Raw genomic sequence first — 14,271 nt, 5'->3', positions numbered from 1 at the left:
TCTACTTCCAGAAAAAACTAGCAGAAGGAAAACACTATAATGTCGCTATTAGCCATGTCGTAAGAAAACTGGTACGGATCATTTATCAACTACTGAAAGACAATAAACCCTATGAGGAGCAGAAAATGATTATTAACTGATCTTTTCAAAAATTCCCTTTGCCTAGGGTTTCTTTGTCATGCCTTCAAACCACATCCAAACTATGTTATTCAAAATTTTCATATTACGCTTGACTTAATATAGTTTGTCTCTGTTTGTGTTTACTCTTTCCTAGCAGCTCATCTATTTCAGGATTAGTTGTTTTCTTCCCCTTAAGTATTTGTCCTATTTTTTGTAAAAAAAATCCCTCAATAAATGAGGGAGTGAACGGTTTATTTTGCTGCGACCTTCTTCATTTGCTTACTGCGCAATTGTCCGCAGGCAGCATCGATATCTGTTCCATGTTCTTTTCGGATGACGCAATTGATGCCATTTTTTTTCAGTACATCGTAGAAACGCAACACATCTGCTTTACTGCTACGAGAATATTGATCATGTTCACTGACTGGATTATAGGGAATCAGGTTCACATAAACCAATTTTTTCTTGTTCTTCATCAGATCCGCTAATTCCTGTGCATGATCTGGACGATCATTCACACCTGAAAGCATGATATATTCAAACGTTACTCGACGATTGGTTTCTTCTATATAATAATCAACGGCTTCCATCAGTTTCTCGATCGGGAAGCTGCGATTGATTCGCATGATTGAAGAGCGAACCTCATTATTGGGCGCATGCAATGAAATCGCCAAATTGACCTGTAGACCATTTTCCGCAAACTTTTTAATTTTCGGAACTAAACCACTTGTTGAGACAGTGATGTGACGAGCACCGATGGCCATCCCCTTGTCATCATTAATAACGTTTAGGAAGTTCATCACATTATTATAATTATCAAATGGTTCTCCGATTCCCATCACAACGGCATGAGAAACGCGTTCCTCTTCGCCACGTTCATCAAAATAATGCTGAACCAGCATAATCTGGGCCACAATTTCACCAGCAGTCAAATCACGTTGCTTTTTCAACAGGCCGGACGCACAAAAGGTGCAGCCGATATTACAGCCGACCTGAGTCGTCACACAGACAGACAACCCGTATTCTTGGCGCATCAACACAGTCTCAATCATTAAATGATCCGGCAGTTCAAATAAATACTTAACTGTCCCATCATTGGCTTCTTGCACCACCAATTGTTTTAACGGATTGATAACAAAATTTTCTTCTAACAAAGCAATCGTTTTTTTCGAAAGGTTGCTCATTTCTGCAAACTCAGTCACACGACTGCGATAGAGCCATTCCCAAACTTGTGTTGCCCGGAATTTCTTCTCGCCGTGTTCTAGAAACCATTCGACTAATTCTTCTCTTCTTAAACCATAAATTGAGGGTTTTTCCAAGGTGTTACCTCCTACTATATTGTACCGAAGCGCTAGCCCATTATCTCAGCGTGCTAACTCAATAATAAGGTTGGAAATTCTATAAATTTCTCTTCTCTTCGTAAGTATTCCATTTTTCTCGCTTTAAATAGTGAAAAAATCTGGAAACATTCGCTTCATACTATAACCGATTCACAAAGAGAAAACAATCAACTTTGGAAAAAAGAAATGATTTCACAAGTTACTATAAAAAAGAGAGACACAAGGTCTCTCATTCTAATCCATCGATATTAGCTAAAATTCCAGCTCGTTCAAATAACTCTTTGATCTCATCAACTTCTGCTTGTTTTAAGGTTTGAACCTTTTTCATAGGGTATTCCCAGCCTAAATAGTCATATTTACTACTGCCATATTGATGGAACGGTAATAAATGAACTTCCTCCAATCGTCGTACAGTTAAAAAGTGAATAAGCCGTTGAATGTTTGTTTCATTTGTCGTGTACTCAGGTATCAACGGGATGCGGGGAACTACTTGGATTTGCTTTTGAGTTAGAAGATAATCAAAGTTTTTAGTAACCATTTCCGGATCAACGCCAATAACTCTTTTTGCCTCAGAATGCCCCATGATTTTTAAATCAAACAACACCTGATCAACATAAGGAGCAAGCTTTTCAATTCTTTCCACTGGAAAACATCCTGTCGTTTCAATTGCCGTAGGGATTCCAAGACCCTTTAACTCTTTTAAAAATTCACTGGCAAATTCTGTTTGCATCAAAACCTCACCGCCAGATAAAGTTACTCCACCACCGGATGTCCGATAAAAAATTTCATCCTTTAATACCTCATCCAGCAATTCATTTGATGAACACCATTCTCCAATTTGTTCAGTTTTACCATTCTTTTTCCAAGTGGTTGGTTCAACCTTTTTACGTGATTCCGGATTGGAGCACCACGGACAACGCAAAGGACAGCCCTTCAAAAAAATCAGTGTACGAATACCGCCACCGTCATGAACAGAATAGCGTTGAATATTAAAAACAAGTCCTCGATCCATTTCTATCCCTCATTCTACAATTGATGTTCAACACGAGCGATGATATCGTCTTGAATTTGCTTGTTCAAATCAACAAAGAAGGCACTGTAGCCGGCCACTCGTACCAATAACCCGGAATATTTTTCTGGATGCTTTTGCGCTTCCAGCAATGTTGCCTTCGATTGCACATTGAATTGGACATGTTGAATCTTTAGTTTAGTAAAAGCCAATAAAAAATCAGCAAATTTATTCAATCCTTGTTGACCTTTCAACGTATTCGGCTGAAACTTCAAATTCAACAGGCTGCCGTTGACAGTCAAATAGTTATCCAGCTTGCTGACAGATTTTAATACAGCTGTTGGCCCTAAGTGATCGCGCCCCACCATCGGAGACAATCCTCCATCGGCCAGTTGCTCTTGAGCTTTTCGACCATCTGGAGTAGCTCCAACTGCTTCACCTAATGGAATATGGGCAGATACCGTGTAAGCCCCTGGAATAAATTGACCTCCACGAACATTTTCGTATTTTGCTAATTCATTGGCATAGTGTCGGAATAATGTTGCCGCAATCCTATCTAATTCATCATTATCATTACCAAATTTCTCAAAATCTTGAATCACGTGCTGCTGGAGTTCAACATATTCACCAGTAAAGTTTGATTCCAAAGCATCCACTAATTGGCTAAAACTCATTTCTTCATTTTCAAAGATCATTTTTTTAATGACATACATTGAATCGCTCAAGTTTGCCTCGCCTATCCCCTGTACCCCAGAAAAGTTATACCGTGCACCACCTTCAGTCACATCCTTACCATTTTCTAAACAATCCTCAATCAAGACGGACAAAAATGGCGTCGGAGCGTAATGGCGGTGACCTAAATCTACGATATTCGATCCCTTGACTACCAACTCTACATAATAATCAATCTTTTTCTCGATCGTCTCGACTAATTGATTATACGTTAAATCAACATCTTCTCTTAACTCATACATACTTAGTTCCATAATTTTCAGTAAGTTAAAGAGGGCAATGTCGTGCAAGCCATACGTTTTTCCAGGAATCGATGTTTCTACACAACCGACTGTCGCGTAATCACGTGCGTCATCAAGCGATACGCCTTTGCTTAAAAAGGCGGGTACACAAACTTCATCATTGAACAATTGAGGAATTCCCGTTCCTAAACGAATCGTTTCGACTGTTTTCAGTAAAAAGCGACGGGGGATCAATTCATTCATCCGTACAGACAAGTTCGGTTGCGGCAATAGGATTTCATGGTAAATATCTAGCATGACAAATGACAATGGATTTACTGAAGTATGCCCCAGTTCATTTAATCCACCTAAAACGACGGTGTATCCTGTCGGAAATCCTGCAAAACACTTTGCGCTGCTCTCAGAACGTAAGAGCACTACATCATTTGTTTTGATATAAAAGTCTCCTAAAACTTCATATAAAAATTCTTGATCGACTCCTGCCTGCAATGACGATTCGTAAAATGGATATAAATATTGATCCATCCGCCCTAAAGAAAGCGAAGAGGCATTTGATTCGTATTGACCAACGATGCTAGTCATCCATAACAGCTGCAATGCCTCGTAAAATGAGTCGGGCTTTTCTGTGCTCAGCTTGCGGCACATTTTTGTGATTATTTTCAATTCTTGATAACGCTGCGGCTCTTTTTCATTTCTGCTCATGCACTCCGCTAATTCAGCGTAACGTATAAAATGATCGCACATCGCCTTAAAAACAATTTTTCCCGCTTGATAGAAATGATTATTAGGGGTTTCCTTGATTTTCTTGTCTAACATTTCAATATAACTATCGATCCCTCGTGATAAAATCCCAGGAAAATCCATAATGATATGACCTTGCCCCTTATCCGTCTGATTCAATTTGAAGACTTCATCTTTTAGAGCTGTTTTTACCTCGTCAGTCAGCTCGCCATTGATAAAATCCTTCATCGAATGCTTTTCCCAATACGGGTACAACTCCTCACGATAGATTTTTTTATCTGCTTCTGTGAATTCAAACTGATCTTGTGGTCGTGTGCCGATCGTATCAATCTCCTTCATGATCCAATACGGATCCATCTCTGGCGAAAGTATCCCTGATCGCGGACGAACCGTTCGATTGCCGACCAATAATTCTCCATCGCGAATACTGATTTCAACATTTGTTAAAATATGTGCCACCGCTTTTGCTCGTCGAATGATCGTAGGTTCCCCTTCAGTCTGACGATAACTCTCTGTGTAGAGCAAGGCGCGCTCCAATGAAATCTGACGCTTTTCTTTAAATAAATGGTCCTTCATCATTTGAATTCGAGGATTGCCTTTGACGACAACATTCGCGATATTTTTTTCCTGATTAATAACTCCCGTTCCCATTTCGTTCACTCCTTTTTCATTTTTAAGAATTAATTTTTCCTTCAAGAAAAATTGGTTTGATGCTCAAGCCGTATACCATCCATTTACAGCTCTATTGACTATTATTTGGTGTCAATCCTACTCTTTCTTTGCTTCTGTTCATCCTTAGTATAGGATTTTTTTCAATTGAAACTATAAACTTCTTTGAATTACAAGAAAAAAATTGGAATTGTGCAATTTTTCCCAAGTTTTTGATTGTTTTTATTGGAATCTCATGCTACCGTTGAAGAAAAAACAGGAGGGGTTGTATGAAGGCTGCCGAAATTGCCCAACGGCGCAAGGAAATCACTGAACTGTTATATCAGACAAATGAGATTAAGGTCCAAACACTAGTGAAAAAGTTTCATGTATCCGATGAAACGATCCGCAAAGATTTAGCCTATTTAGCCGAAGAAGGCATTTTGGAGAAACATCATGGCAAAGCAAGATTAATACGGGAAAAAGAATTAGCTCCGGTTCTCCAAAGAACCTCACAATTTTCAGAGAAGGACAAAATTACTCAAGCCGCCTTGAATCTTATCACTGCCGAAGATTATTCGATTGGCTTAGATCAAGGAAGCACTTTGGCTCTTCTTGCAAAAAAGATAGTCCCTTTGGAAAAGAAACAGCTCTTTACTAGTTCATTGGCAGCCATTTCTCAACTAGCAATCGGTCAGCACAAGCTTTTTTGTTTTGGCGGTGAATATTCTCCTGCTGATATGGCTTTTCGTAACAGCGGAAGTGAAATGTTTCCTGATATTCAATTTGATCTCTGCTTTTTCGGCTCCAGCGGTGTTATAAATCGCAAAGGCTTCTGTACCTCTTCTTTGATCGATGCCGAAGCAAAACGACGAATGCTTAAAAAATCTACAAAAAATATCGTACTGCTGGATTACACGAAATTTGAAAAAACGTCACTTGTTCAAGTTGCTCCATGGTCGGAGATCGACATCGTTATTACCAGCAAAGGGCTGCCTTTAGATTATGAACGCATGATCAGTGCTTACGCAAAATTGATTTTAGTTTAAAAAGATGCACCGAATAATTTTTCGGCACATCTTTTTTATTACATAATTTCGATATCCAAATCAAAGTCATCATCAATGCCAATTACTTGAGAAGCTTCTTCAACGATCGGCTTTTTCAAAGCGATAACGATTCCTGCTGTAATCACCGATCCAATCACTGTTCCAAGAATGTAAACAAGCGGATTCTGAGCTACCGGTGCAACAATCCATCCGCCCCAAGGTGCTGGATTCCCAGCGCCTAACACCATTGCGATCGCTGCTCCAATCGCACTTCCGATCATATTTGCCGGAATACAACGCAATGGATCAGCTGCAGCAAACGGAATCGCGCCTTCTGAGATACCTACCATTCCCATCACAATCGCAGCTTTTCCGGAATTTCTTTCTTCAACAGTAAATTTCTTAGGAGCAACAATCGTCGCCAATCCCATCGCAAGCGGCGGAATACAGATCGCTGCTCCGATTCCTGCCATGATCGTCAACGCTGTATCGCTTGGTAAGCCTGTCGCAGGATTGATCGTTCCCACCATGGCAGAACCAAAACTAAAAGCAACCTTATTGATTGGTCCACCCATATCAGAGGCAATCATCGCGCCTAGAATCAGTCCAAGAACTACTAAGTTGCCTGTTCCCATTGATTCCAGCCATTTTGTTAAAGCTGTCATCAATGCTGCAATCGGTTGACCAATGACCCCGTACATCAGCGCACCAACAACCAGTGTTCCAAATAATGGAATAATAAAGATTGGTCCTAATGAACGCAAGCTTGATGGTAATTTGATTTTCTTTAAATAAAAAACGACTATTCCGGCTAAAATCCCTGATAGAATTCCACCTAAGAAACCAGCACCAATATTACTGGCGATCAATCCACCGATAATTCCCGGTGCTAACCCTGGGCGATCCACCATGGAAAAGGCAATGTAGCCAGACAAAATTGGAACCATCATCCCAAGCCCGGTAATCCCGATATTCGCAATATCAGCCAACCAGCCTTTATCGGGCACAGAAGCATTTCCTGAAAGCAACACACTCAATGCTAATAAAATTCCGCCTGCAACTACAAAAGGAATCATGTACGAAACGCCGGTCATCAAGTTTTTTCTTGTATCTTTTAGTAATTCAATCATTGCGGTTCCTCCTATTTTGTTAATTTCTGCTGAAGCTTTTTAACGATTACTTCTCCCTTATTGATGCAATCACCGGCACTTACACGGACAACTGGTTTGCCTTTAAAACGATCCTCATTTTTGATTCCAATATTATTGGTTAAGATTACCGCATCTGCGCTTTGTATCTGTTCTAATGACAATTCGTTTTCTATTCCAATTGATCCTTGCGTCTCTACATGAATTTCCACGCTGTTCTTTTTCGCTGCTACCTCTAAACTTTCGGCAGCCAGATAAGTGTGGGCAACTCCTGATGGGCATGCTGTTACTGCGACTAATTTCATAATTTTTCTCTCCTTTTTCCTCGTTTCAAAATATTTGTAAAATGAGAAATGAGCTTTCTTGGCACATTCCATTTAATCATTTCTTTTTAAGCGACGACGCCAGCTAGGCTGTCATTTAGTAAATCGACAATTTCTTGATCACTTGATGCTTGTTCTAAGATGGATCGAAATTCTTGATGAATCAACTTTCTTGATAATCCAGCAATTATTTTTAAATGCTGATCTCCTTGACACTCTTCAGGAACAGCTAATAAAAAGACTAATCCAACCTTTTCACCATCAAGGCTCTGCCAATCTATTTTATTATTCAAACGTCCAAAAGCTACAGTAGTCTCTTTCACATACGGGCTTTTGCCGTGTGGAATAGCTATCCCAAATCCAATCCCTGTTGTTGTTAAGTCCTCTCGCTCGATTACACTCTCCACATAACCTGCATGATCATGTAATCGACCTGCTTGATTAATTCGATCCGCCAAGAGAGTGATGGCATTCATTTTTGAATCCGCATCAATTGATAAATCAACTAATTCTTCGTTAATCACTTGCATGTAACTTACCTCCTGATAATGTCGTTATAAATGTCAATTGCCGTTTTATCTGCGAAAAAGCATGTCAATTGCTTTTCCGATTGAACAATTTTATGAATATCAGTAATCACACCTCTGACCAGTTTACGATCTGCTTTTGTAATGCACATCAACAGAACATAGTGCACTCTTCGCTGATCCCAAATGATTGGCTGAGCCAAGGTAACGATCGCAATCTTAGTCCGCAGAACATTCTGCGGAGACGCATGAGGGATAGCAACTCCTGTTGCTAACGCCGTTTCTCCAATGGCTTCCCGGTCAAAAACCTCTTTACGAAATGCACTAGTAACGATCCGCTTTTTTTCTAATTGTTTGATCATCCAGTTCAAGCAAATCCGCTTATCCGAAAAGGTTTTTTGTGTGTAAATAAAATCTAGATCGATTACTTGTTTCAAAAAAGGAAAATCTAAAATCTCCGTTTCATCTGTTTCCTCTGAATAAAATAAGTTTGAGTAGAGGGCGGTGATGTTCTTAATATCTTCCTGTGTAACCAAAGTAGAAACTTTGATGAGCGGTTTATTCACATCTTCCAACTTAATAGAAGAAATGATCAAATCCACATTATCCAGATTTTTCTTGTAAAGCTTATCGACTGTTGTAATCTCAGCAATATCTTGTGCTGGTAAAATACGTTTAATTTTATTGAAAATTAACTCTGATGTTCCCACACCGTTAGGACAGACAATCAAAATCTTTTTACCGTTTTGACTTTTTTCTAGTGATACTTGGAAATACATTGCTACCAATGCCACTTCTTCGTCATTGAAATGAACCTCTAATTTCTTTTCGACATTTGCTAATGCGTACCAAGTTGCATTAAACGTAATCCCATACTGACTTTTGATTTCCTCAACTAATGGATTTGTGAGGGCTATTCCCATTTTCAATCGATAGATCATCGGAATAAAATGGCTTGTTAATCGTTCCGCTAATTGGGTATCTGCTAAGAAATCAACTTGCATGATTTCTCCCATATTCACTAATATTTTTTGGATTGTTCTTCCATACTTTTCGTAGTTCTTTTGCTCTTTAATGTTAGGTGTTACTCCATAGCCTACTAATTGACGATTCACATAAGAAATATCTTCTTCGTTATAAACAAGAGCCGTTTCTTCTGCTACCTTCTCCAATAATTCATTAGCGAGCAGATATGTGTCGATCAGCTTGATTTGATCAAACAGAAATTCTTTTTCTTCAATATGCCGGCTGTTACTCAAACGAAAACAGAAAACTAACAAGCGAATGAACAGAGATTTTATATAATGCTCGGGAAAACAGAAATCTGTTTGGTGCTGCCATTCTTCTATCTGCTGTAGAATCGCTTTAATTATTGAGCTTGGAAACAGTTTGAGCAATAACTCCTGTGTTGATTTCTGAAATAACTGCTCCGCATCGATTTCGTGATTATCTAAGTAATCCTCACAAAAGCGAAAAAGACTATTTTGAATTTCTTCTTCACTTCCAATAACTTTCGTTCCGCGTTTTGAAGGTACCAATGTCAAACGATACCTTTCAACAATTTTATCCAAATCGTTGACGATCGAGCTTGTACTCACATGAAACTGTTGTGCCAGCATTTGTTGCGTCACGGTCTTTTCATCAATCAACAGCTGCTTTGCAATTTGCCATTGACGTTCTTGCGACATGTTAACAGTTTCACATTTCGTTGCAGTAACTTGTTCTAAAAACTGCATCTTTGTTTCAACTGTTCCTCTTAATTGAATTCCGATTCTTGGTTTCTTTTCTAAAAACAGTTGACCAGCTGGTAAGACAGTCTGGATTTTATCTAAATCAGAATAAATGGTTCGACGCGATTTTTCTAACTTCTCGGAATAGTAGGATACCGGCAAGTAATTCTCATTCTGAACTAGCAAATGAATCAATTTTATCTGTCGTAGATTCAACCCTTTCATTTTTATTCCTCCCATTGTAGGCGCTTATCAATGTAACAAAAAGATAGCACAGGCTTTTCCTATTGTATAACACATAAAAGTTACACATTAATGTTGAAATTTTCGCCATTTAACGATTATTTAGCAAATGAGGCTTTGGTATTTCTGTATGAAACCCTAAAGCAACAGTATTTCTGTGTACAAGTAGAAAATTAGTTCACTAACGTAAAAGAGTTTTCCTAACTTCAAATGAGTTTGATTCTGCACATATGTGCAATAAATATAGCATCATAAATTCACTTAGCTTTAAGCACCTGTTTCACATCAGGTCTGCCATCTAATCTTATTGCTGATGAGCTCGCTCTATTTAATGTAATCTTGCAATAACTGTGGAAAACAAAAAAAGCTTTGCCAAAAAATTTCTGGCAAAGCTTTTTCTACTCATCTAATGGATTTTCGAGTTCTTCCTCTGCTTTTTGCAGAAGAACCTCCCTCGGTTTACTTCCTGTCGATGGTCCAATCACACCGTGTTCCTCCAACTCATCCACGATCCGAGCCGCACGGTTATATCCAATACGGAAACGCCGCTGCAGCAGTGAGATGCTCGCGGTCTGCATATCCACTACTAACGCTTTGGCTTCCTCATACAATTCATCCTGTGGTGTTTCAGATGGCGAAGAAGATGTTTCTTCGGTCGGCATCATTTTTTCTTCGTAATGCGCCTCTTGCTGATCTGAAACAAATTCCACCACTCGTTCTACCTCATGATCTGAGATGAATGCTCCCTGTACACGGATTGGTTTATTTTCACCCATCGGCAAGAACAGCATATCCCCGCGACCTAGAAGTTTTTCGGCACCATTGCTGTCAATAATCGTCCGCGAGTCAGTACCGCTCGAAACCGCAAATGCAATTCGTGAGGGTACATTGGCCTTGATGATCCCAGTAATGACATCAACACTTGGTCGTTGCGTTGCTAAGATCATATGGATTCCGGCCGCACGAGCCATCTGTGCCAGCCGTGTAATTGCATCTTCGACTTCGTTACTGGCAACCATCATTAAGTCGGCTAACTCATCTACAATTACTACAATAAATGGCAAGATTGGACGATTTTGTCCGTCTTCCAGATTCTTCTGGATCACTAATTCGTTAAATCCTGAAATATTCCGTACTCCTGTAGCCGCAAATTTTTCGTAACGCTCTTCCATCTCCTGTACGACCTTTTGTAAGGCCTGCGCCGCTTTACGCGGATTGGTAACAACTGGTGTTAACAAATGAGGAATGCCATTATAGACGTTCAATTCAACCATTTTCGGGTCGATCATCATTAATTTTACTTCGTTCGGTTTTGCCCGCATCAAAATACTGGTGATGATCCCATTGATCGACACGGACTTCCCGCTACCAGTTGAGCCTGCAACCAGCAAGTGAGGCATTTTAGATAAGTCCGCAGTTTGAACCATTCCTGAAATATCTCGACCTAGTGGCACTTCCAGCAACTTATCTGGATGATTAGGCTGTGCTTCAATGATATCTCTAAATGAGACCATACTGATGGTGCTGTTAGGTACCTCGATCCCAATCAAAGATTTTCCGGGAATCGGAGCTTCCATCCGCACATCTTTTGCTGCCAGGGCCAAGGCGATGTCATCAGTCAGATTTACAATTTTGCTGACCTTCACACCAACCGCTGGCTGCACTTCAAATTTAGTAACAGATGGGCCTAAGCTGGCTTTCACAACTTTTGCATCTACACCAAAACTATTGAAGGTTTTTTCCAGCACTTTGATGTTCTGTTCGATTTTCTTGTACTCATCGCTCTGATCTGCTGCTGGAATCGAATCCAGTAAAGTCGAAGGCGGTAGTTGATAATCATGATCTTCAGGTTCGGCATTGATCTCAAATTCCAAATCACCTGGATCATCGATTTCCTCTTCATCGAGTTCCATTTTTTTTGCGGGAGCTGCTGGGGCCGTTGCCGGCTCCAAGTTTTCTTGGAAGCCTTCGATCGGTACTAAAGTCATTTGTTCCGGCTCTTTGACCAGATGTTCTTGGCTTTCTTTCGCCAGCTGCTCGCCTGGAGTCATTGAGCGAACCTTATTTTTTTCACGTTCTGCCAGTTCCGCTTCCTTTTTAGCCTTTTCGGCGGCTTGTTTTTCAGCTTTAGCTTGTGCTTTTTGAGCTTGCCGTTCTTCCTTCTTCGCAGTCCGCAATGCTTTTTTCTCGTCTGACTCAGAGAATTTTTCTTGCATTGTCTCAACAAGCTTCGCTAAATAATCAGTCACTTGATTGAACTCTAGGAGACTAAACAAGAACACTCCAAGAATCAATAGGAGGCCGGCGATCAAATAGCTGCCTACCTGCGACACTAAAAAGTGGGTCAAACTGTAAAGCGTCCCGCCCAGCATTCCGCCGCCAACATTTTGAGTAATCCTATTTCCTAAGAAATCAGTCATTAATAAATCCCAAGTCGTTTTTAAAATATTCGGATCCTGACTTGCCACGTTCGCAAATAAACGAGCATGAAGAATCAGCAGAATTCCTAAATAGAAAACGCCAATCCCAATCCAGCGCCGAGGTTTGGTTAATCGCAGCTTTGTATTCTTGGCAACTAGTAATCCGCCATATAGACCTAAAAGTACAGCAAGAAATTGATAGGTGTTCCCACCGACCAATCGCAGCACATTAGCAATTAAATTTCCTAAAAAGCCCAACTTAAATAAAGCAAAGACTGCGAATAAAATAAATAAAAGCCCAATCCCGATAATCAGGCGCTGTTCTTGTAGTTGTTTTTGTTTTTTTGTTTTTCTTTTTTTCTTTGTACGCTTCTTTTGCGCCATGCTATCCCTCTTTCCATTCTGTACCATTATACAAAAAAAAGAAGGCGAACAAAAGTTTTGCTCGCCTTTTCTTTTTGGTTAACTAAAGTTTAAATTTTTTAGGGATAAAAATGACTGACTATTCTTTCGGCAATGACAATTCTTCGCCAAACCATTTTTTCGAGATCTCAGCGTATTTTCCATTATCCTGCAGTTCTTTGAATGCGCTGTTGATTTTACTGACTAATTCTTTATCGCCTTTACGAGCACCAACAGCAAAATCTTCATTTTTGAAACCTACGCTGAAAATATTGAAATTATCTAATTTTCCAGCTTGCTTTAAGTAGTAATCCGCATAAACTTTGTCAATCAACAAACCATCGATACGTCCGTTCTCTAAATCGATCATTGCTTCATTGAAACTAGCATACAAGGTTGCATCATTCTCTTTAACAATATCCTTTAACGTTTCTGCTTGGTTATTAAAGGCTTCGTATCCAGATGATCCCTCTTGAGCACCCAAGATTTTCCCCTTCATTCCCTCAGCTTTCGTGATCCCACTGTCCTTTTTAGTTACTAAAACCTGTTCATTTTGTGCGTAAGCATCAGAGAACAACACTTTCTTTTCCCGTGATTTTGTTACTGTGTAGCCATTCCAAATCAAATCGATCGTGCCATTTTCCAGTTCATTTTCCTTCATTGACCAATCGATCGGCTGAAAATCAGCCTTGATATCATATTCTTTAAAAACTGCTTTCGCTAAATCTACATCAAATCCAACGATTTTCCCGTCTTCGTCTTTGAAGCCCATCGGAACAAACGTATCATCTAAGCCAATCGTTACCTTTTTATCCTTTTCGATAGTCTTCCAACTGTCGTCACCGCTGCTCTCTTTCTTCCCACAGGCAGTCAACGTTACCAAAGTCAAAACAGCTGCCATTCCCAAAATCATTTTTTTCAATTTCATACTTACTCCTCCTGCATCTTTTTTTATTTGATAGGTTCAACCTTCAATAACTGATCACCAATTTCTTCCGCAAAAACTAAATCATGGGTAACAACAATCTGAGTGACACCGTCTGCCTTTAATTCTAAAATCAAGCTGGCTACTTGCTGACGTAAAGCAGGGTCCAAAGCACTTGTCGGCTCATCATAAGCTAATACCTTTGGATTCATCGCCATCGCCCGAGCAATCGCTAAACGCTGCTTTTGCCCCCCAGATAATTGATAGGGGTAGTTATCCAGCAGTTCTTCGATGCCTAACAGACTGGCTAAATGCTTCGCCTTATTCGTATAAGTTTCCTTGTCTTGCTTCAAAACTAAACGCGGACCGATCGTAATATTGTCCAGCACACTCAAATGTGGAAATAATTGAAAATCTTGGAAAACCACACCGACGACTTGTTCCTGTTCTTTCGAAGACGTCGGATCAAAAGGTTTTCCATCTAATAAAAACGTCCCGCTATCTGACGTCTCTAAGCCCGCTAATGTTCTTAATAAGGTCGTTTTCCCACCGCCTGATGGTCCGACAATAGCTAAAATTTGTCCATCGGGAATTACCAAGTCTAAATTATCAATCACCTTTTTATTGCCAAAAGATTTGTTTACATTTTTTAATTCGATCATTTTTTCCACC

11 protein-coding genes and 1 pseudogene are annotated in these 14,271 nt (G+C 39.8%); 2 read left to right on the top strand and 10 right to left on the bottom strand.

Annotation, left to right across the window (positions count from 1 at the left end; genetic code table 11):
* Nucleotides 1–140, top strand: a pseudogene (locus tag JZO85_RS23465) (IS110 family transposase); the annotation flags it as partial.
* A gap of 231 nt (nt 141–371) precedes the next feature.
* On the opposite strand, the gene rlmN reads toward JZO85_RS23465, so the two are convergent.
* The 3 genes from rlmN to JZO85_RS20170 form a co-directional block, all read right to left on the bottom strand.
* The gene (rlmN, locus tag JZO85_RS20180; protein WP_207110313.1) at nt 372–1,439 is read right to left on the bottom strand and encodes a dual-specificity RNA methyltransferase RlmN; all 1,068 of its coding nucleotides are present in this window, start codon (nt 1,437–1,439) and stop codon (nt 372–374) included.
* A 250-nt stretch (nt 1,440–1,689) separates the two neighbouring features.
* The gene (locus JZO85_RS20175; RefSeq protein WP_207110312.1) at nt 1,690–2,472 is read right to left on the bottom strand and encodes a glycyl-radical enzyme activating protein; all 783 of its coding nucleotides are present in this window, start codon (nt 2,470–2,472) and stop codon (nt 1,690–1,692) included.
* A gap of 14 nt (nt 2,473–2,486) precedes the next feature.
* Nucleotides 2,487–4,835 carry a formate C-acetyltransferase gene (locus JZO85_RS20170; RefSeq protein ID WP_207110311.1) on the bottom strand — a complete coding sequence of 783 codons (2,349 nt, stop codon included), beginning with the start codon at nt 4,833–4,835 and terminating at the stop codon, nt 2,487–2,489.
* Between the two features lie 287 nt (nt 4,836–5,122).
* Between JZO85_RS20170 and JZO85_RS20165 the strand changes: the two genes are divergently transcribed.
* A complete protein-coding gene (locus tag JZO85_RS20165) occupies nt 5,123–5,881 on the top strand; it encodes a DeoR/GlpR family DNA-binding transcription regulator (RefSeq protein ID WP_207110310.1) in 759 nt (252 codons plus the stop codon).
* A gap of 38 nt (nt 5,882–5,919) precedes the next feature.
* Here the strand turns inward: JZO85_RS20165 and JZO85_RS20160 are convergent, their stop codons facing one another.
* The 7 genes from JZO85_RS20160 to JZO85_RS20130 form a co-directional block, all read right to left on the bottom strand.
* Nucleotides 5,920–7,011: a PTS fructose transporter subunit EIIC gene (locus JZO85_RS20160; protein ID WP_207110309.1), complete on the bottom strand. Its 1,092-nt coding sequence runs from the start codon at nt 7,009–7,011 to the stop codon at nt 5,920–5,922.
* A gap of 11 nt (nt 7,012–7,022) precedes the next feature.
* Nucleotides 7,023–7,334, bottom strand: a complete 312-nt coding sequence (locus JZO85_RS20155; RefSeq protein ID WP_207110308.1) for a PTS fructose-like transporter subunit IIB — start codon at nt 7,332–7,334, stop codon at nt 7,023–7,025.
* Between the two features lie 86 nt (nt 7,335–7,420).
* Complete coding sequence (locus JZO85_RS20150; RefSeq protein WP_207110307.1) at nt 7,421–7,882, bottom strand: PTS sugar transporter subunit IIA; 462 nt, start codon at nt 7,880–7,882, stop codon at nt 7,421–7,423.
* A 5-nt stretch (nt 7,883–7,887) separates the two neighbouring features.
* Nucleotides 7,888–9,834: a BglG family transcription antiterminator gene (locus JZO85_RS20145; RefSeq protein WP_207110306.1), complete on the bottom strand. Its 1,947-nt coding sequence runs from the start codon at nt 9,832–9,834 to the stop codon at nt 7,888–7,890.
* Nucleotides 9,835–10,250: 416 nt separating this feature from the next.
* Nucleotides 10,251–12,656, bottom strand: coding sequence for a DNA translocase FtsK (locus JZO85_RS20140; protein ID WP_207110305.1), 2,406 nt, complete (start codon nt 12,654–12,656; stop codon nt 10,251–10,253).
* A gap of 118 nt (nt 12,657–12,774) precedes the next feature.
* A complete protein-coding gene (locus tag JZO85_RS20135; RefSeq protein WP_207110304.1) occupies nt 12,775–13,602 on the bottom strand; it encodes an amino acid ABC transporter substrate-binding protein in 828 nt (275 codons plus the stop codon).
* A 23-nt stretch (nt 13,603–13,625) separates the two neighbouring features.
* Nucleotides 13,626–14,261, bottom strand: coding sequence for an amino acid ABC transporter ATP-binding protein (locus tag JZO85_RS20130; RefSeq protein WP_207110303.1), 636 nt, complete (start codon nt 14,259–14,261; stop codon nt 13,626–13,628).
* Nucleotides 14,262–14,271: the final 10 nt, after the last annotated feature.

The organism is Candidatus Enterococcus murrayae (assembly GCF_017315985.1).
Taxonomy (GTDB): domain Bacteria; phylum Bacillota; class Bacilli; order Lactobacillales; family Enterococcaceae; genus Enterococcus_A; species Enterococcus_A murrayae.
Note: the sequence above shows the minus strand (reverse complement) of the source record. Positions and strands in the feature narration are given on the sequence as shown.